The organism is Marinobacter sp. B-21 (genome assembly GCF_056857895.1).
Window position 1 is genome coordinate 62,724 of sequence record NZ_JBSXNZ010000088.1, and the last position, 18,454, is coordinate 81,177.

An 18,454-nucleotide genomic window follows, 5' to 3' on the forward strand; every position below is an offset into this window, starting at 1 on the left:
TATCAAGAAGTTAACTGTTCGGAGCACTGGCGAACCCGGGCCAGAAGAGCGTCCCGGAACCGGTCCGGCAACCTGGCCTCAACGGTCAGGCTCCAGGCGTTGTCGGGAGCGAAGCCACGGCACTTCACCGCGTCCTTCGCAGTCATAACGATCAAATCATTCGGGCAGGCATTCAGGTCGGCAACGCGGAAGCGATGATGATCCGGGAAAGCTGCCTCGGTAACCACGGCGCCCAGTGCCCTGAGTGTATCGAAAAAACGGGACGGATTGCCGATTCCCGCCACGGCCCTTACGGACAGCCCTTTCAGATCGGAGATGGGCCGGGGTTTACCGGTCCTGACGTGAACCAGGGTTCCGGGTTCGAGTACCATTGAATAGATCTGTGGGTGCTCTATACCAGCAAAACTCCCCATGACCTGATCGGAATAATCCGTGCCGTTAACAATAACAAAATCCACGGAGGCGAGCCGGGAGAGCGGTTCGCGCAGTGGTCCGACCGGAATCAGGGCACCGTTGCCAATGCCACGCTTGCCATCGAACACCGACAATTCCACATCCCGGGGCAGCTTGTAGTGCTGGAGACCGTCGTCACAGACCAACAGGTTTCCGAGATTATTGTCCAGGGCATATTCCGCCGCACGCCGGCGCCGGGGGTCCACAACAACCGGGCACCCGGTGCTGAGAGCCAGCATTACAGGCTCGTCGCCGGCCTCCAGGGGGCTGGTTCGGGCATTAATTTCCAGGGGGTAGTCAGCGGCCTTGCCGCCATACCCGCGGCTGAGGATCACCGGACACCACCCGTCACCGATCAGTTCCGAAACCAGCCAGGCGGTCAGGGGCGATTTGCCGGTACCACCTGCGGTGATATTGCCAACAACCACAACCGGAACCGGCAGCGAGACATCCCGGGCCTCCCACGCAGAACGGCGGCGGGCTTCCGAGAGGCCGCGGTATAGCCAGGAAAGAGGTGCAAGAAACCCCAGAGGACGATTTCTGCCATACCAGAGACGATCTACCAACGAGCTCATGACTGCTCACTGAACTGCATCTGGTGCAATTGCGCGTAGGCGCCACCGGCGGCAAGAAGTTCATCATGACGGCCGGATTCAGCAATACGACCGTTTTCCATCACCAGTATCCGGTCTGCCTTTTCGATGGTGGACAGACGGTGTGCGATCACCAGGGTGGTACGTCCCCGCATCACGGTTTCAAGGGCATCCTGAATGTGGCGTTCGGATTCCGTATCCAGCGCAGACGTGGCCTCGTCCAGGATCAGAATCGGTGCATTCTTGAGCAATGCCCGGGCAATAGCGAGCCTCTGGCGCTGACCACCGGAAAGCATCACACCGTTATCACCAATCATGGTGTCCAGGCCTTCGGGCATCCGGTCAATGAACTCAAGGGCATGGGCCTTGGCCGCTGCCTCCCGGATTTCATCGCGACTGCAATCCCTGAGGGCACCATAGGCGATATTGGCGGCGATGGTATCGTTGAACAGCACAACGCTCTGGGTGACCAGAGCGATCTGCGCCCGCAACGCCTTCAGCGAGAAATCCCGCAGCGAATGGCCGTCGATGCGGATATCACCGCCGGTAAATTCATAGAACCTCGGCAACAGGCTTACCAGTGTGGATTTTCCGCTTCCGGAGCGGCCGACCAGCGCAACACTCTGCCCCGCGGGAATCTGCAGCGAGATGCCTTCCAGTACGTTGTCCAACTGGTCCCGATACCGGAAAGACACATCATTGAGCTCGATCTTGCCTTCGACACGGTCGGGGGAGTAGCTGCCCGGGTCCGGCTCCGGCGATTCGTCAATGGTTTCGAACACATCGTAAGCCGCCGCCACGCCCTTCTGTATCTTGGCGTGGACCGACGTCACCTGCCGGATGGGCTTGGCCATGGTGGTTGCCGCCGTGATAAAGGCCACGAGCTGGCCGGTGGTCATGCCACCCCGGATTTCCGGGGCCAGCATCATCCACACCAGACCGGCGATCGCGATGGCCACGAGTACCTGAATCACAGGAACACTGATCGCCTGAGTCGATGCCATCTTGAGGCTTTGCTTGAGGTTTTTGTCGTTAACGTCCCGAAAACGCCGGCGTTCGTAGTCTTCACCACCGAAGGTCCGCACCACCCGGTATCCGGTGATGGATTCGGAGGCCACATGGGTGATGTCTCCCATGGACCCCTGAATCCGCTTACTGATTTTTCGGAAACGTTTGCTGGCATAACTCACCACCGCACCGATCAGCGGTCCGACGGCAAGGAATATCAGTGTAAGCTTCCAGTTGGTGTAAAACATGTAGCCTAGCAGACCGATGATGGTCAGACCTTCCCGAAGGGTAATGGTGACGGCGTTGGTGGTGGCTTCCGCCACCTGCTCGACGTTGAAGGTAAGCTTGGAGACCAGACGCCCGGCCGCATTGTCATCAAAATACCGGGACGGCAATGTCATCAGGCGATTGAACACATCATTGCGCAGCGAGTTGATAACCTGACGACCAACATAGCTGATGAAATACTGGCTCAGGAAGGTGCCCAGGCCCCTGAACGAAAATACCCCGACGATGACCAGGGTGAGCATCAGACGGTTCTGCTCGGTGGGGTTCTCGATGGCCGCAATCACGTATTCCATGGCGGCCGCCATGCCAGTTGATGCAGCAGCGTAAATGATGTTGCCGACCACAGCCAGGGAGAACGCCAGCAAGAAAGGCCTCACGTACGCCAACAAACGCTTGTAGGTTTCCCAACTGCCGGCCGGCACTGCCGGAGAGGGATCAGGCAGAGGCTCGGTTACCCTCACTGACTCTCAGCCTCCCGCTCCGTGGTGATGCTCAGCTTTGCAAACCCCAGGCGGCCGGCAACGTCCATGGCACGAACCACAAATTCGTGGGGGGTGCGGGCATCCGCCGTGATGATAAACGGCATCGAGCTGTTACCCTCCGCCAGCTCACGCACGCCCCGCTCCAGGGTTTCACGCCGGTTATTGACCAGCGTGCGGTCGTTCAGGATGTACTGCCCTTCGGCATTGATCACCACGTCAATTTGCTTGACCTCTGAGGCCTCCGCGGGTTCCCCGTTTGCCTCCGGCAGCTCCACCTGAAGGTGGCTCTCCCGGGTAAAGGTTGTGGAAACCATAAAGAAAATCAGCAGCAGGAACACCACATCGATCAATGGTGTCAGGTCAACCCCGACTTCCTGGCTTCTCTGGCGCTTGAACTTCACGGTGTTCAGGCTCCTTCCACGTCGATTTCGCGGTCTCCGTGCACAACCTCAACCAGCTTGATGGCTTCCTGCTCCATGCCGACCACCAGCTCGTCTACCCTGCGGATAAAGTAGCGGTGACAGATCAACGCAGGGATGGCCACACTCAGGCCGGCAGCCGTGGTAATCAGCGCCTCGGAAATACCACCGGCCAAGTTGCCTGCGTTACCGACACCGGCCAGCTGAATCTCGGCAAACACCTTAATCATGCCGATGACCGTGCCCAGAAGCCCCAGCAGCGGTGTGATGGTGGCCACGGTGCCCAGCGGATTCAGGAAGCGCTCCAGGTCATGAATCACCTGACTGGCTTCGTGCTCAATACTCTCTTTCATGATTTCGCGGCCATGCTTGGCATTGATCAGGCCGCCGGCCAGAATCCGGCCCAGGGGAGATGATCCCTGCAGGGCTTTCAGTTTCCGGCCATTCAGTTCTTTTTTCTTGATCCAGCGCCACAGTTCGTTAATGGTCTGCGACGGCGCAACCCTGGAAGGACGAAGGGTCCAGAAACGTTCCAGAATGATGGCAAGTGCAAGTACGGAACAGGCAACAATTGGCACCATCAGAATGCCACCGGCTTTCAACAGCTCGAACACGCTTGGTCTCCCTGATTGTTTACAAGCCGCGCTACTTTAGCATAGCTACCCGTGGAGGCCACAGCTGGAATGTCACGGTATTTTACATTGGTCACGGGTCAGTCCCGGGCCACCTATCCAGAACGGCGCCTCACGCCGCATTTCCTTTAACACCAACCGGTTATCGGCAATAGTCATCAATACGCTGCCGGAACAGGCGGTGTTCAGTGAGACCGCACCAGAGCGCCGGTAACGGGTGGTTACCATTTGATGGGGATGACCATACCTGTGGCGGTATCCGGCGGTGTAGATGACCCAGTCGGGATCAAGCCCCTGAACCCAGGCTTCAGAAGAGGATGTCTTGCTGCCATGATGGGGAGCGAGGACCACCCGACTGCCCGAATGACGCAATTTCCCGCCGGCCGAAAGAAAGGCCAGATACTGCGACTCCATGGGGTCGGTAATATCCCCGGGCAGTATCCATTCAATACCCGATTCGGGATGATGGATCCGGATTACACAGGACGCATCGTTGCCTTCGGAAACACCCTCCCCTTGCCAGTAGTCGATGGTCAGGGCGCCGAAGGTTTCAGTGGCCCGTTCACAGGGTACGGTGGGCACATCCGGAATTCGATTCCTGACTGCCCCGGTTTCACCGGCAACAACGCGACCGATTTCGATCTGCTCCGCGAGCTCTGATACGCCTCCGGCATGATCACTGTCCCCATGGCTTATCACCAGGGTATCGATTCTGTGGATGCCCTCTGCCTTCAGATTTGGCAACAGCGTCGACTCAACGGCTGAAAACACCCCGGGCACGGCCGGCCCGGTGTCGTAGACAAGGACCTCCCGGCCGTGACGGACAAGCACCGACAAGCCCTGCCCGACATCCCAAACCCGGATTTCGGGCTGAGCCACCCGGGAATTCTGCGGTAACGACGAGGATGAAGATCCCAGCCACACGAGCGCCGACACAACCGCCACCAGCCGAAACCCGGTGAATGGCGCAAGCACCATAAACACTGACAGCATCGATAAAGCAGCGATTTCTTCGGCGCTGGCAGCGATTTCGGGCACCTGCCAGCGTGCGAGCCAGTCCAGAAAATGCCAGAGCAGACCGAGCACCAGATCAAATGCGGGCCCGAACAGGTTCGCCGCTTCCGGAATAGCGGCAGTAATCAACCCGCCCGTGACCAGCAGAGGCATAACCACCAGGGATACCCAGGGAATGGAAATCAGGTTTGCCAGCAACCCCGCCAGGGGCTGCCCCTGCCCGAAGGTTTCCAGAACTGGCCATAAGCCAGCAAACACCGAGATCTGGGCAACCAACAGGCTACCCAACCACCCGGCTCCTGCCAGCCGCGCTGAGAATACAGCGATGAGTACCGCGACGGCAGCGAACGATAGCCAGAATCCCTGGCCCAGGGGTGCAAGAGGATCCAGCAGCAAAACCACCGCCAGAGCAACCAGAAACGGTTGCCAGACGGATGACTGTCGGGCCAACAGAAGCAGCCAGCCGCCCACGATCACCATAACCAGTGCCCGGCGGGTGGGCACGGTAAAACCGGCCGCAAGAGCGTAGGCCAGGCAAGATACCACCACGAAAACAAAGACAATCCGGCGCCCATTGAGTTCGCTCACGCGGCGGGCCGGCCAGGCCAGCAAGAGGCGCCGACACAAAAAACCTGCACCCAGAGCGACCAGCCCCAGGTGCAAACCGGAGATCGCGACCAGATGAATAGTTCCCGTTGCTTTCAGAACGTCCCAGTGCTTCTGTGTCATGTACCCGCGATCACCAATCAACAGCGAGGAAGCCAGCGCGAAGTGTTCGGTGCCGCCGAACCGGTTTTGCACCCAGTCGCCCAGCGACAGGTGTGCACTCCGGTACTGGCAGTGCAGGGAACAAGGCACAGTTGGATCCACCTGAACACTACGGACATTTCCGGTAGCCCGGTACCCTTTGCGGAACAGCCAGTTTTCATACCGGAAACCCACCGGGTTGAGGTTCCCGTGTGGTCTTTTGAGCTTGACCTCCAGGCGCAAACGGGCCCCCGGTAATCTCTCTGCTGCGTGACCATACCAGGCCAGCCGCAGCAACTCGGGCGGACGCGTGCCCGGGACGTTTACCGGGGGAAGGTTATGCCAACGGGTAACACAGAAACTGAAACGCAAACTGTCGAAACTTCCCGGTGACGGGATATCACACAGGTAACCGGATACCGACAGACGTTTCCCCTCGGCTTCAGGCGGCAACACTTCCGAAAGCTGGCTCCGGGCATGCCACGCTGCCCAGGAAAGTCCCACCAGAAAGCCAAGAGCCAGCACCGTTAACCGGCGGATCATGACAGACGCCGGACGGCAAAGGGTCAAAAAAAGCAGAAGTCCGGGTGCTGCCAGCCACTGCGGAGGTGGCAGTATCGACAGCCAATACAGTAAGATGACGCCACCAGAGAAGGCGATAACGCCCAGGACTGCGGCACCGCGCCTGCCCGGCGGGTACGGCGAGCGGTTCAGACTTCCGGACAATCCTTGTCCTCCCGTATGTCACATTCACCGGCGACATCCGATGTGCCGGTTTTTTAACTCCGTTTATAGGCAGAACTTCCAATGCCGAAGAAGTTCATGAAACGCTATCTGCCCTCACCAGAGAAAGTGCAAGCGATGCAGTCGCTGAGCTTTCTGGGCGATATCCTTCACGAGCCCAATCTCTGGCATATCAATCGCCACAGTGTTGCCCGCGCCTTTCTCGTCGGCGTCTGGTTCTGTTTCATACCCATGCCCTTCCAGATGCTTGCTGCTGCATTTTTCGCGATCTGGTTCAACGCCAATCTGCCGCTGTCGGTTGTTCTGGTCTGGATCAGCAATCCGGTAACCATGCCACCGATTTTCTACTTCAATTACAAAGTCGGGGCCTGGGCCCTTAGCCGCCCGGTTCTCAGTTTCGAGTTTCAGCTGTCATGGTCCTGGATCACTGAACGGCTCATGGACATAGGCATCCCTCTGTATCTTGGATCCCTCATTGTTGCGACCGTGTCAGCCTGCCTCGCTTACCTGGTCATCCAGTTCCTGTGGCGCCGGAAAATACGCACAGACTGGCAGGTGCGGCGGATCAATCGCCGGAAACGTCGTCGGGAGACCGATCAGACTTCCTGAATCAGCCGACCCTGTTCAAGCCGTAATACCCGCCCCAGACTCCGGGCCATCTTCATGTCATGGGTAACCATGACAAATGCAATGCCCAGCTGATCCCGAAGAGACTCGATCAGCGACCTGACCCCTTCTCCCGTGTGCTCGTCAAGGTTGCCGGTTGGTTCATCCATCAATACACAATCCGGCTCATTGACCAGTGCCCGGGCAATGGCCACCCGCTGACGCTCGCCGCCCGACAGTTCACCCGGCTTGTGGGTCAGTCGCGCAGCAAGGCCAACTCTGCCTAACAGCGTTTCCGCTTTCTTCCGGGCGTCAGCGACCGCCATGCCACCCAGTACGCAGGGCATCATGACGTTTTCCAGTGCCGAGAATTCCGGCAGCAAATGATGAAACTGGTACACAAACCCAAGGTAACGGTTACGGAACCTGGCGCGGCCGGCTTCGGAAAGCCGGTGAATATCCTTGCCGCAAATGGAAATCTGGCCCGATGAGGGCTTGTCCAGCCCGCCAAGCAGGTTGAGCAGGGTGGTTTTACCGGCGCCACTGCTGCCAACAATGGCGACCGTTTCTCCGGGCGCCACTTCCAGAGAAATATCCGAAAAAATGGTGAGTTTTTCGGGGCCCTCACTGTAGGTACGGGTCACCTGCCGACAGTCAATCACCAGGGATGAATCCACCATAGCCGAATGTTCCTTACTCATAGCGAAGCGCCTCCGCGGGATCCACTCTCGAAGCCCGCCAGGCCGGGTAGATGGTTGCCAGAAGACTCATGGCAAGGCCGGCGCCGCTGATTATTAAGACATCCTGCCATTGCAGCTGCGAAGGCAGGTAGCTGATGAAATAGACGTCGGCACTGAGAAACTGGTGCCCCAACGCGCCTTCAAGCCAGGAAATGAAGGTACTGATATTGAGCGCGCCAAACACACCCAGCGAGGTGCCTATGACCGTGCCAAAGATACCGATCACCGCACCCTGAACAATGAAAATCCGCATAATCCGGCCCGGAGTCGCCCCCATAGTCCTGAGAATGGCTATGTCACCGGTTTTGTCGGTGACGACCATCACCAGCGTGGACACGATATTGAACGCCGCCACGGCGACAATAAACATAAGCAGCAGACCGATCATGGTTTTCTCCATGCGGATGGCCTGGAACAGATTGCCATGGGTGCGGGTCCAGTCGGACACGTAATAACGCCCGCCAAGCTGCTTCGCAGCCTCTTCCGCTACCCGGGGAGCTGCAAACAGGTCATCCACCAGCAGGCGAATGCCTTCCGCCTTGCCTCCGGTGCGCATGAGTTTCGAGGCATCGTCCATGTGGATCAGGGTGTAATTGCCATCCAGCTCCGCCCCGACGCTGAACACGCCCTTTACCGTAAATCGCTTGATCCGCGGCAGTACGCCCGCAGGCGTTACGGATGCCTCTGGCAGCACCACCGTGACCTTGTCACCTACCTGGAGGCGCAGACTGGCTGCCATCAGCCGACCGATGATAATGCCGAATTCACCGGACACCAGGTCATCAAGCCTGCCTTCGATCATGTGATTTTCAATGATGGAGACGGTGCGCTCCTCTTCCGGCAGGATACCATTGAGCACCACGCCGCGGACATTCCCACCGCCAGTGACCATGCCCTGTCCCTGAATAAAGGGAGCAGCTGCCAGCACGCGGGGATGCTTCTCAACCCGGGCATCCACGGATTTCCAGTCGTCCAGGGGGCCTGTGCCCTGAATCGTGGCGTGGGGCACCATACCGAGAATTCTCTGCTTAAGCTCCCGGTCGAATCCGTTCATCACGGAAAGAACAATAATCAGGACCGCAACACCCAGCATCAACCCGATCATCGACGTCAGGGAGATAAAGGAAATGAAGTGATTCCGGCGCTTGGCCGCCGTGTATCGCAAGCCTATATAAAACGATAAGGGTCTGAACATGGAGAGGAGCCTGTTGCTACCTTCAGGTCTGTCGTGGTCTGGTTTTCCCTGGCACCTTCCAGCACAGAGGGAAACTGCTAAACTACTCTGTATCAATAAAATTTCAGTTTTCCGGAGCCGAGATGCCGTCATCCAACATCCCCAGCGAACCGGCGGATTATTCACCCGAGCGCCGGGACTTTTTCCGCATTGAAGACCGAATCGGCCTGGAAATCCGCAAGCTTGCGCCCGACACACCCCTGGATGCAGATGCTTTCGACGGCGACCATCTTGAGAGCCTGAAAGCGGAGTTCAGGCGGCTGGACCAGGACGTGAAGTCCCAGCTTGCCAGCCTTGCCGAAAGAGACCGGCTACTTACCGGACTGATCAAATCCCTGAACGGCAAGCTGGATATGCTTGCGCGCATTATGGCCTTTGAGCAAAATCCGTTGCAACCGGAGGACTGGCAGGATGTGACCCTGAGCGAGGGCGGCCTGTCATTCTCAAGCAGTACGCCTGCCTGGCAACCGGGGGACCGGCTTGCCGTTCGCATGACACTTCCGCCAGAGCTTTTCCAGCCTCAGGCTATCGCCCGGGTACTGGAGGTACACCCCGACTCCTCAGGTGGGGCAAGGGTCCACACCGAGTTTGCCCGGATTGATGACGGCGACCGGCAGCAGATCGCGCGGCATGTGATGCGGTGGCAGATTCGCCAGCGCCAAAAAGAGTAGACTGAGGGAAACGGGTGACTTTTACTAATCTTTTTCGGATATTACGCTTTATCCATGTCCTCCGGAGCAAACTTTCAGAGGACGTTAGCCTTCATGGAGATCGATCAATGAAAAAAAACAGAATCCTGCTCGGCGTACTGGCTCTGTCTACCACCCTGACCCTTTTCCCGGCCGCATCTGCGGTTGCAGAGCAAATCCGCGTACCGGTGGGAACCCAGGCAGATCGCGACCAGGCAAACGTTCCTGGCACCGGAATGAGCCAGGCTTTGGTGCGGGCTTCCTGGGGCGCCCCCCTGGAAATTCAGGGTCCGGTTGGCCAACCTCCCATCAGCCAGTGGCACTACCCGACTTTTGTCGTTTATTTCGAAAATGATCGGGTAATCCATACCGTTCTCAAGCACAATCGCTGATATAGCCGATAGCGGCCCTCAAAGGCCCGAATTTCCCCACTCATGTCCTGACGTTCAGCCGACCTTTGGTTAGAATGGCGTCTTTTGTGATTTAAGGTGGCTGCGAAGTGACAACCAGACGCGTATTGCCCGCAGAGTGGGCTCCCCAGAGTGCCATAATGCTGACCTGGCCTCACCCCGGAACAGACTGGGCGGATATACTTGATGAGGTCGAGCCGGTATTCCTCGACATTGCCAGGGCCGTACTTCGCTACGAGAACCTCCTGATCAGCTGCGAGTACGTCGCCCGCCTGCAGGAACTTGACCGGGATCTGAACCGGTACGCTGAGGAAAACGACTTTCCGGGTCGGGTACGCATCGTTCCGGCACCGGCAAACGACACCTGGGCCAGGGATCATGGCCCGATTACCATCGCAACCGAAGACGGCCCGGCGCTGCTCGATTTCCGCTTTAATGCCTGGGGCGGGAAGTTCCCCTTCGAAAAAGACGACGCCCTCAACCAGCATCTGGCCAACGCCGGCGTATTTGGCGCCACTCCGATGCAGCAAGTCGATTTTGTACTGGAAGGCGGCTCCATCGAATCCGATGGCCAGGGCACCCTGCTGACCACCTCGGAGTGCCTGCTGACTCCTTCCCGAAATCCCTCCGTGGACCGGACCGCGATTGAGCAGCTGCTGGCCGAGGTTCTGGGCGTCAACCGCATTCTCTGGCTTAACCACGGCTATCTTGAAGGCGACGACACCGACAGCCATATCGATACACTGGCCAGATTCTGCGCCCCGGACCACATCTGTTATGTGGCTTGCCCGGATGTCGCCGACGAACACTACAGCGCCCTGGCTGCCATGGAGGAGGAATTGCAGGAATTCCGCCAGCCCGACGGCACGCCCTACAAGCTGACAGCTTTGCCCTGGCCGGAAGCAATCCACGATGAAGACGGACAACGCCTGCCTGCCACCTATGCGAATTTCCTGATTATTAACGGTGCGGTTCTGCTTCCCGTCTATGGCGTTGCCCAGGACGACGAGGCGATTGCGGTCATGAAGGAGATCTTCCCTTGCCGGGACATTGTGCCGATTGATTGCCGGGCCCTGATTCATCAGCATGGCAGCCTTCACTGTGTCACCATGCAGATTCCGGCCGGAGTCGTTACCTGATGAGCATTAATTCAAGCAACAACCGGATCACCATCGCGGCCATTCAGCAGGCCTGCAGTCCGGACAAGGCCGCCAGCCTCGCCGCCACGGAAAAACTGGTACGGGAAGCCGCAGCAAACGGGGCCGATCTGATCATTCTGCAGGAGCTCCACGCCACGCTGTACTTCTGCCAGACCGAAGACACCTCGGTTTTTGAACTGGCGGAGTCCATACCCGGGCCCACCAGCCAGAGACTCTCTGATCTCGCCCTTGAGCTGGATATTGTCCTGGTAGGCTCCATCTTTGAGCGGAGAATGAACGGTGTTTACCACAACACCGCCGTGGTGTTTGAGAAGGACGGCTCCATGGCCGGGCTGTACCGTAAAATGCACATTCCGGATGATCCCGGCTTCTATGAAAAGTTCTACTTCACCCCCGGTGACGCCCAATTTAACGATGGCCGCAGTGGTTTTACTCCCATAGATACCTCCGTGGGCAGGCTGGGCGTCCTGGTGTGCTGGGACCAATGGTACCCGGAAGCGGCCCGGCTGATGGCCCTGGCCGGTGCCGAGATACTCATCTATCCGACTGCCATCGGCTGGGATGTCACCGACGAACCGGACGAACAGGCCCGGCAGCTGGAAGCCTGGGTAACCGTGCAACGAGGCCATGCCGTCGCCAACAATCTGCCTGTGGTGGCGCCAAACCGCGTCGGCACCGAACCGGATCCTTCCGGCCAGAGCGATGGCATCCGCTTCTGGGGTAACAGTTTCATTTGCGGACCCCAGGGCGAATTTCTTGCCCGGGCCGATGACAGTTCCGAATGCATCCTGGCCGTAACACTTGATCGCAACCGCAGTGAATCGGTTCGTCGCATCTGGCCGTATCTGAGAGACCGCAGGATTGACGCCTACGGAGATATTCTCAAACGCGTGAGGGACTGAGCCCGGAATGAAAAAACTGGTCGATACCGTTGTCAGTGAACTGAACCAGATACTTCTCGGCAAGGATCAACAGGTTCGCCTCGCTCTCTGTGGGCTTCTGGCCCGGGGCCACCTGCTGATTGAAGACATTCCCGGCATGGGCAAAACCACCCTCTCCCATGCCCTGGCCAAAGTGATGGGGCTCAGCTACCAGCGCATCCAGTTTACCAACGACCTGCTGCCGGCCGATGTGCTTGGCTACTCCATGTATGACAAACAGGCCGGCAGCCTGGTTTTCCACCCAGGCCCGATCTTCGCCCAGGTAGTACTGGCCGATGAAATCAACCGGGCATCACCACGCACCCAGAGCGCCCTGCTTGAAGCCATGGAAGAACGCCAGGTGTCCATCGAGGGCGAAACCCGGCCATTGCCCCACCCGTTCTTCGTGATTGCGACCCAGAACCCGACCGAACAGGGTGGCACTTATCCCTTACCGGAATCACAACTGGACCGGTTCCTGATGCGCCTGCGCCTGGGCTATCCTGATCCCAGAGCCGAGCGGGAACTGCTGGAGGGCGAAGACCGGCGTGTGCTGACCGAAAAGCTTGGCACCCTGCTCTCCCGGGAGGATCTGAAGACCCTTCAGGAAGCCGTAACCCGGATAACCGCCAGCCCGGCCCTGCTGGACTATATTCAACGCCTGCTGGAGCAAAGCCGCAGAATGCCGGGGCTGCTGTACGGGCTCTCGCCAAGAGCCGGACTCGGCCTGCTGCGGGCTGCCAGGGCATGGGCCCTGATGGAGGGCCGGCATCACGTACTGCCGGATGATATCCAGGCCGTCTTCCCGGCAGTAGCGGAACATCGCCTGGAGCAGGGCGAATCCGGCAAAAGCACCGAACGTGTCAGACAACTGCTTGCCACCGTTTCAGTGCTTGAGTAAATAGCAAGGTTTTATAAGCGGTATTACCCAAAACGAATGGCAGGCCGCTTCTTTCATGTTAGCCTTTCCACCTTTCCCCGAAGCGTCTGGCCCTGAACACCGGGCCGGGCAATGTACGGCTTTTTCAGTGAGAGACCTTCAATGAGCGACACCAAACATTCCCGACTGATCATCCTCGGTTCCGGCCCCGCAGGCTACACCGCTGCTGTTTACGCAGCCCGCGCCAACCTGAACCCGACCCTGATTACCGGTATTGAAGTCGGCGGCCAGCTCACCACCACCACCGACGTGGACAACTGGCCCGGCGACAATGACGGCGTACAGGGCCCGGAACTGATGCAGCGCATGCTCAAACACGCCGAGCGCTTTGAAACCAGCATCGTCTATGACACCATCAACGAAGCTGACCTGCGCAACCGCCCCTTTCGCCTCAAGGGCGACGGCGGCGAATACAGCTGCGACGCCCTGATCATCGCAACCGGCGCCTCCGCCATGTACCTCGGCCTCGAATCCGAAGAGAAATTCAAAGGCCAGGGCGTCTCCGCCTGCGCCACCTGCGACGGCTTCTTCTACAAAAAACAGAAAGTCGCCGTCATCGGCGGCGGCAACACCGCCGTTGAAGAGGCGCTCTACCTCTCCAACATCGCCGACGAAGTCACCCTGGTCCACCGCCGCGACAGCCTCCGGGCCGAAAAAATCCTCCAGGACAAACTGTTCGAGAAAGCCGAAAACGGCAACGTCAACATCGTCTGGGACCACACCCTCGACGAAGTCCTGGGCGACGGCACCGGCGTCACCGGCATGCGCATCAAAAGCATGAAAGACGGCTCGACTCAGGACAGGGAACTGGCAGGCGTCTTCATCGCCATCGGCCACAAACCCAACACCGACCTGTTCCAGGGCCAGCTCGATATGGAAAACGGCTACATCCGCATCCGCTCCGGCCTCGAAGGCATGGCCACCCAGAGCAGCATCCCCGGCGTCTTCGCCGCCGGCGACGTAGCCGACCACGTTTACCGCCAAGCCGTCACCTCCGCCGGCTTCGGCTGCATGGCCGCCCTGGATGCGGAAAAGTTTCTGGATCAACAAGATTGATCTAGTCTTTTAGAAGACAACGCGGAAGCTGATCGAGGCCGGGAGGGCCAGCCTTCTGAAACTGTGCGGAGCCATGGATGGCGGAGCCAAGCGTACAGGGACGTATTCACAGCGTGTTTCAGAAGGCTGGCCCTCCCGGGCGCGACTCCCAGGCCCGGTCGACACGCGACCAACGCAACATTCGCAGCAACAACCGGATCAGGATGACCTCACTACCCTGGCTAGACCCTGACCAACTCTGGTTCCCCCCAGCCAACGAAGCCCTGGACGACCCGGACGGCCTCCTGGCACTCGGCGGCGACCTGTCCACAGACAGACTCATGCTCGCCTACCGGAACGGCATCTTCCCCTGGTACAGCGACGAACAACCCATACTCTGGTGGTCCCCCAACCCCCGATGCGTGCTGTTCCCTAACGACATCCACGTATCCCGAAGCCTCCGCCGCACCCTGAACCAGCAACGCTTTCAGGTCACCGCCGATCAGGCCTTCGGGCGAATTATCCGCCTGTGCGCCTCCACCCGGGCCGAAGGCACCTGGATCACAGAAGAAATGATCGCCAGCTACGCCGAACTGCACCGAATGGGCACGGCACACTCTATTGAAGTCTGGAACCGCCGCGGTGACCTGGCTGGCGGGATGTACGGCCTGGCCATCGGCCGGTGTTTCTTCGGCGAATCCATGTTCTCCCTGGAGACCAACGCCTCCAAAGTCCTGATGGTCCACCTTGCCCATCAGCTCCAGGCTTGGGGCTACCGGGTTATGGACTGCCAGGTGGAAAGCCGCCACCTACTGACCATGGGTGCCAAAACTATTCCCCGGGAAGAGTTTTTATCTATACTCAGGATGAGCATCGATCAGAAACCGGATCAAACCGACTGGACCTTCCGCTGGCAATGGCCCGGGCCGGAGGCGTGAATGAGCAATCTCAGAACCCTGGTGTTCTTTGCAACCCCGCCACACGATTGCAGTTACCTGCCAGACCGGGAGGCAACCACCATGTTCGTGGATCCGCGGGCCCATATCGACAAAAAACTCTACAGCCAGCTCACCGCCCTAGGCTTTCGCCGCAGCGGATCCCATTATTACCGCCCCCACTGCGAGCAGTGTAACGCTTGCATTCCCGTTCGCCTGAAGGTCGATGATTTCAAACCCGACCGCAGCCAGCGACGGGTACTGAAGAAAAACGAGGATCTGGAGTGCACCCTGGTGCCCGCCACCTTTTCCGAACGGTATTATCAACTTTACGCCACCTATATCGAGCAGCGGCACCAGGACGGCGATATGTACCCGCCGTCCCGGGAGCAGTTCACCTCGTTTCTGGTGGAAGGTGCGACCGATTCGTGGTTTCTGGAGATCCGCAAGGACAATAATCTGGTGGGTCTGGCCGCCGTCGACTTGCTGGATGACGGCCTGTCTGCCATCTATACGGTTTTCGAACCTGAAATGGAGGATCGCAGCCTTGGTACTTTTGCCATCCTGTGGCAAATTGACGAGGCCCGCCGCAAGGGCCTGCCGCATCTGTATCTCGGTTACTGGATCAAACAGTGCCGGAAAATGAACTACAAATCCCGGTTCCGCCCCATTGAGGCCCTCCGTGACGGGCACTGGCGAGAACTGAGTGCCGGCTGACTTTGCCAAACGCGGATAAATCAGGCAGAATTGCGCAATTTAAAATCACGAGAAGCATATCCAAACGAGGTTTCTACTGAATGGCGAAATCAGATGTCATTGAAATGGAAGGCGTTATTATCGACACCCTTCCAAACACCATGTTCCGCGTTGAGCTGAGCAACGGTCACGTTGTCACAGCTCACATCTCCGGCAAGATGCGCAAGAACTATATCCGCATCCTGACAGGTGACAAGGTCAAGGTTGAGCTGACTCCCTACGACCTGAGCAAGGGCCGCATTGTGTACCGCGCCCGTTAAGGCTCACGTGACATCTGAAAAGCCCCTTCGGGGGCTTTTTTTGTCAGGTCATAAAAACCGCTGTCCGGGCAACCGGACAGCGGTTTTTCTTTACGTCAGCACCTCAGACGGCTTCCGCCGGTTCGTCCTCGTACTCAAACACCAGCTCATCGTCACGGAGATGGATGTACACATCTCCACCCTTCTTTGACAGGCGTCCGAACAGGATCTGCTCAGCCAGCGGCCGCTTGATCTTGTCCTGAATCAGACGGGACATCGGACGGGCACCCATGGTGACGTCGTAGCCTTTGTCTGCCAGCCAGGATTTCGCAGCATCATCCACATGCAACACAACATGCTTCTCGTCCAGCTGCGCCTGCAGTTCGGTCAGGAACTTGTCCACCACATGGGTGATGGTGTCCTTCTGAAGGTCGCCGAACTGGATGATACCGTCCAGACGGTTGCGGAACTCCGGCGTGAAGGTCTTGCTGATAATCTCCATGCCATCGGTGCTGTGGTCCTGTTCGCTGAAGCCAATCGAACGACGGGCCATGCTTTCTGCGCCGGCATTGGTTGTCATAACCAGGATCACGTGGCGGAAGTCCGCCTTGCGGCCGTTGTTATCAGTCAGCGTACCGTGGTCCATGACCTGCAGAAGCAGGTTGAAGACTTCCGGATGGGCCTTTTCGATTTCATCCAGCAACAACACACAATGGGGGTGCTTGGTGACAGACTCCGTCAGCAGGCCTCCCTGGTCGTATCCAACATAGCCCGGCGGCGCACCGATGAGTCTTGAGACAGTGTGGCGCTCCATGTACTCGGACATGTCGAAGCGCACCAGTTCGATTCCCAGAACCTTGGCCAGTTGTTTGGTGACCTCGGTTTTACCGACACCTGTCGGCCCCGCGAACAGAAACGCACCTTCCGGCTTCTCAGGCGCCTTCAGGCCGGCACGGGCCAGCTTGATGGAAGTAGCGAGGGACTCGATGGCCGGATCCTGACCAAACACCACCATCTTGAGGTCCCGCTCGATATTGCGAAGCAGGTCCTTATCGCTGGTGGAGACATTCTTCGGCGGAATGCGGGCAATGTTCGCTACCACATCCTCGATATCAGTTACGTCGATGGTCTTCTTGCGCTTGCCTTCCGGCTGCAACCGCTGCCGGGCGCCCGCCTCATCAATCACATCAATAGCCTTGTCCGGCAGATGACGATCGGTGATGTACCGGTCTGCCAACTCCGCGGCAACCTGCAAGGCCTTGTCCGTGTACTTGAGATCGTGGTGCTTCTCGAAGTTCGGCTTCAGCCCCTTGAGGATCTGGTAGGTATCCTCAACGCTGGGCTCGTTGACATCGATTTTCTGGAAGCGGCGGGCCAGCGCGCTGTCCTTCTCGAAGATGCCACGAAATTCCTGGAACGTGGTGGAGCCGATGCAACGGATCTCCCCGGAACTCAGCATCGGCTTCAACAGGTTGGAAGCGTCCATAACGCCACCGGATGCAGAACCTGCACCGATAATCGTGTGGATCTCGTCGATAAACAGAATCGCGTGGCTCTCTTTCTTGAGTTCCGCCAGCAGCCCTTTCAGGCGCTTCTCGAAATCACCGCGATACTTGGTACCCGCCAGCAAGGCACCGAGATCCAGCGAGTAGACCACGGCATCGGAAATGATGTCGGGTACCTGACCATCCACGATTCGCTTGGCAAGCCCTTCAGCGATGGCGGTCTTGCCTACGCCGGCCTCACCGACCAGCAGCGGGTTGTTCTTGCGACGGCGCACCAGAATCTGTACCACCCGCTCAACCTCGTGCTCGCGCCCGATGAGTGGATCAATCCGGCCCTGGCGGGCCTGCTCATTGAGATTGGTTGCGTAACTTTCCAGTGGCTTGGAATGGCCACCCTCCTCTCCGGCTTCATCATGGGAAGCCTGATCATGACTTTCCTGATCTTCGGCGCCCTGAACCCGGGAGATTCCATGAGAGACGAAATTGACCACATCAATGCGGGCAATGCTCTGTTTCTTGAGCACATAAACTGCCTGGCTTTCCTGCTCGCTGAAGATAGCGACCAGTACATTGGCCCCGGTTACCTCTTTCTTGCCCGAGGACTGCACATGGAACACCGCCCGTTGCAGCACTCGCTGGAAACCCAGCGTGGGCTGGGTCTCCCGCTCACCGTCGCTGCTCGGGATCAATGGTGTTGTTGAGTCAACAAACTCGACCAGTTCCTCCTGAAGTCGCTTGAGGTCTGCACCACAGGCCTTCAGAACGCCCACCGCCGATTCGTTGTCGAGCAGGGCCAGCAACAAATGCTCCACAGTCATGAACTCATGACGCTTATCGCGGGCATTCTTGAAGGCCGTGTTCAGCGTAATTTCCAGATCTTTGCTCAGCATGGGCCACCCCAACGT

General features: G+C 58.3%; 18 protein-coding genes. 10 read left to right on the forward strand and 8 right to left on the reverse strand.

Annotation, left to right across the window (positions count from 1 at the left end):
- Positions 1-2 precede the first annotated feature (2 nt).
- The 5 genes from lpxK to AC13C0_RS18425 all read right to left on the reverse strand — a co-directional run bounded on the left by lpxK (position 3) and on the right by AC13C0_RS18425 (position 6,362).
- Positions 3-1,028 (reverse strand): tetraacyldisaccharide 4'-kinase, encoded by a 1,026-nt coding sequence (lpxK, locus tag AC13C0_RS18405; RefSeq protein WP_341582121.1) that lies wholly within the window; start codon positions 1,026-1,028, stop codon positions 3-5.
- On the reverse strand, positions 1,025-2,803 hold the full coding sequence (gene msbA / locus AC13C0_RS18410; RefSeq protein WP_482954863.1) for a lipid A export permease/ATP-binding protein MsbA: 1,779 nt from the start codon (positions 2,801-2,803) through the stop codon (positions 1,025-1,027). Before msbA ends, lpxK begins: the two co-directional genes overlap by 4 nt.
- Positions 2,800-3,225, reverse strand: a complete 426-nt coding sequence (locus tag AC13C0_RS18415) for an ExbD/TolR family protein (protein ID WP_482954864.1) — start codon at positions 3,223-3,225, stop codon at positions 2,800-2,802. The genes msbA and AC13C0_RS18415 overlap by 4 nt, the downstream gene beginning before the upstream one ends.
- 5 nt (positions 3,226-3,230) lie before the next feature.
- Positions 3,231-3,857 carry a MotA/TolQ/ExbB proton channel family protein gene (locus AC13C0_RS18420; RefSeq protein ID WP_482954865.1) on the reverse strand — a complete coding sequence of 209 codons (627 nt, stop codon included), beginning with the start codon at positions 3,855-3,857 and terminating at the stop codon, positions 3,231-3,233.
- 72 nt (positions 3,858-3,929) lie between these two features.
- Complete coding sequence (locus AC13C0_RS18425; protein WP_482954866.1) at positions 3,930-6,362, reverse strand: DNA internalization-related competence protein ComEC/Rec2; 2,433 nt, start codon at positions 6,360-6,362, stop codon at positions 3,930-3,932.
- An 81-nt stretch (positions 6,363-6,443) separates the two neighbouring features.
- On the opposite strand from AC13C0_RS18425, the gene AC13C0_RS18430 reads away from it, so the two are divergent.
- Entirely contained in the window at positions 6,444-6,989 is a 546-nt protein-coding gene (locus tag AC13C0_RS18430; RefSeq protein WP_117617402.1) for a DUF2062 domain-containing protein, read from the forward strand.
- Here AC13C0_RS18430 and AC13C0_RS18435 read toward each other — a convergent pair.
- The gene (locus AC13C0_RS18435; RefSeq protein WP_117617403.1) at positions 6,977-7,666 is read right to left on the reverse strand and encodes an ABC transporter ATP-binding protein; all 690 of its coding nucleotides are present in this window, start codon (positions 7,664-7,666) and stop codon (positions 6,977-6,979) included. The two genes, AC13C0_RS18430 and AC13C0_RS18435, sit on opposite strands and share 13 nt — an antisense overlap.
- 13 nt (positions 7,667-7,679) lie before the next feature.
- Positions 7,680-8,921: a lipoprotein-releasing ABC transporter permease subunit gene (locus AC13C0_RS18440; protein ID WP_482954867.1), complete on the reverse strand. Its 1,242-nt coding sequence runs from the start codon at positions 8,919-8,921 to the stop codon at positions 7,680-7,682.
- Positions 8,922-9,043: 122 nt separating this feature from the next.
- Between AC13C0_RS18440 and AC13C0_RS18445 the strand changes: the two genes are divergently transcribed.
- From AC13C0_RS18445 to infA, 9 genes are all read left to right on the forward strand, one after another.
- Entirely contained in the window at positions 9,044-9,631 is a 588-nt protein-coding gene (locus AC13C0_RS18445) for a PilZ domain-containing protein (protein ID WP_117617405.1), read from the forward strand.
- Between the two features lie 107 nt (positions 9,632-9,738).
- On the forward strand, positions 9,739-10,041 hold the full coding sequence (locus tag AC13C0_RS18450; RefSeq protein ID WP_117617406.1) for a hypothetical protein: 303 nt from the start codon (positions 9,739-9,741) through the stop codon (positions 10,039-10,041).
- A 107-nt stretch (positions 10,042-10,148) separates the two neighbouring features.
- Positions 10,149-11,198, forward strand: a complete 1,050-nt coding sequence (locus tag AC13C0_RS18455; RefSeq protein WP_117617407.1) for an agmatine deiminase family protein — start codon at positions 10,149-10,151, stop codon at positions 11,196-11,198.
- Positions 11,198-12,121: a carbon-nitrogen hydrolase gene (locus AC13C0_RS18460; RefSeq protein ID WP_117617408.1), complete on the forward strand. Its 924-nt coding sequence runs from the start codon at positions 11,198-11,200 to the stop codon at positions 12,119-12,121. Before AC13C0_RS18455 ends, AC13C0_RS18460 begins: the two co-directional genes overlap by 1 nt.
- 7 nt (positions 12,122-12,128) lie before the next feature.
- Positions 12,129-13,040: an AAA family ATPase gene (locus tag AC13C0_RS18465; protein ID WP_117617409.1), complete on the forward strand. Its 912-nt coding sequence runs from the start codon at positions 12,129-12,131 to the stop codon at positions 13,038-13,040.
- Positions 13,041-13,181: 141 nt separating this feature from the next.
- Positions 13,182-14,135 (forward strand): thioredoxin-disulfide reductase, encoded by a 954-nt coding sequence (gene trxB, locus AC13C0_RS18470; RefSeq protein WP_482954868.1) that lies wholly within the window; start codon positions 13,182-13,184, stop codon positions 14,133-14,135.
- A 203-nt stretch (positions 14,136-14,338) separates the two neighbouring features.
- On the forward strand, positions 14,339-15,052 hold the full coding sequence (gene aat, locus AC13C0_RS18475; RefSeq protein WP_117617410.1) for a leucyl/phenylalanyl-tRNA--protein transferase: 714 nt from the start codon (positions 14,339-14,341) through the stop codon (positions 15,050-15,052).
- Positions 15,053-15,766, forward strand: coding sequence for an arginyltransferase (locus tag AC13C0_RS18480; protein ID WP_482954869.1), 714 nt, complete (start codon positions 15,053-15,055; stop codon positions 15,764-15,766).
- An 80-nt stretch (positions 15,767-15,846) separates the two neighbouring features.
- Positions 15,847-16,065 (forward strand): translation initiation factor IF-1, encoded by a 219-nt coding sequence (infA, locus tag AC13C0_RS18485; protein WP_014421226.1) that lies wholly within the window; start codon positions 15,847-15,849, stop codon positions 16,063-16,065.
- Between the two features lie 103 nt (positions 16,066-16,168).
- Here infA and clpA read toward each other — a convergent pair whose 3' ends face one another.
- Positions 16,169-18,439, reverse strand: a complete 2,271-nt coding sequence (gene clpA / locus AC13C0_RS18490) for an ATP-dependent Clp protease ATP-binding subunit ClpA (RefSeq protein ID WP_117617412.1) — start codon at positions 18,437-18,439, stop codon at positions 16,169-16,171.
- Positions 18,440-18,454: the final 15 nt, after the last annotated feature.

What these genes read in the sequence shown, in the direction of transcription:
- lpxK (WP_341582121.1), bottom strand. Translation starts at nt 1,028, where the DNA reads ATGAGCTCGTTGGTAGATCGTCTCTGGTATGGCAGAAATCGTCCTCTG.
- AC13C0_RS18430 (WP_117617402.1), top strand. Translation starts at nt 6,444, where the DNA reads ATGCCGAAGAAGTTCATGAAACGCTATCTGCCCTCACCAGAGAAAGTG.
- AC13C0_RS18435 (WP_117617403.1), bottom strand. Translation starts at nt 7,666, where the DNA reads ATGGTGGATTCATCCCTGGTGATTGACTGTCGGCAGGTGACCCGTACC.
- AC13C0_RS18440 (WP_482954867.1), bottom strand. Translation starts at nt 8,921, where the DNA reads ATGTTCAGACCCTTATCGTTTTATATAGGCTTGCGATACACGGCGGCC.
- AC13C0_RS18445 (WP_117617405.1), top strand. Translation starts at nt 9,044, where the DNA reads ATGCCGTCATCCAACATCCCCAGCGAACCGGCGGATTATTCACCCGAG.
- AC13C0_RS18450 (WP_117617406.1), top strand. Translation starts at nt 9,739, where the DNA reads ATGAAAAAAAACAGAATCCTGCTCGGCGTACTGGCTCTGTCTACCACC.
- AC13C0_RS18460 (WP_117617408.1), top strand. Translation starts at nt 11,198, where the DNA reads ATGAGCATTAATTCAAGCAACAACCGGATCACCATCGCGGCCATTCAG.
- AC13C0_RS18465 (WP_117617409.1), top strand. Translation starts at nt 12,129, where the DNA reads ATGAAAAAACTGGTCGATACCGTTGTCAGTGAACTGAACCAGATACTT.
- trxB (WP_482954868.1), top strand. Translation starts at nt 13,182, where the DNA reads ATGAGCGACACCAAACATTCCCGACTGATCATCCTCGGTTCCGGCCCC.
- aat (WP_117617410.1), top strand. Translation starts at nt 14,339, where the DNA reads ATGACCTCACTACCCTGGCTAGACCCTGACCAACTCTGGTTCCCCCCA.
- AC13C0_RS18480 (WP_482954869.1), top strand. Translation starts at nt 15,053, where the DNA reads ATGAGCAATCTCAGAACCCTGGTGTTCTTTGCAACCCCGCCACACGAT.
- infA (WP_014421226.1), top strand. Translation starts at nt 15,847, where the DNA reads ATGGCGAAATCAGATGTCATTGAAATGGAAGGCGTTATTATCGACACC.
- clpA (WP_117617412.1), bottom strand. Translation starts at nt 18,439, where the DNA reads ATGCTGAGCAAAGATCTGGAAATTACGCTGAACACGGCCTTCAAGAAT.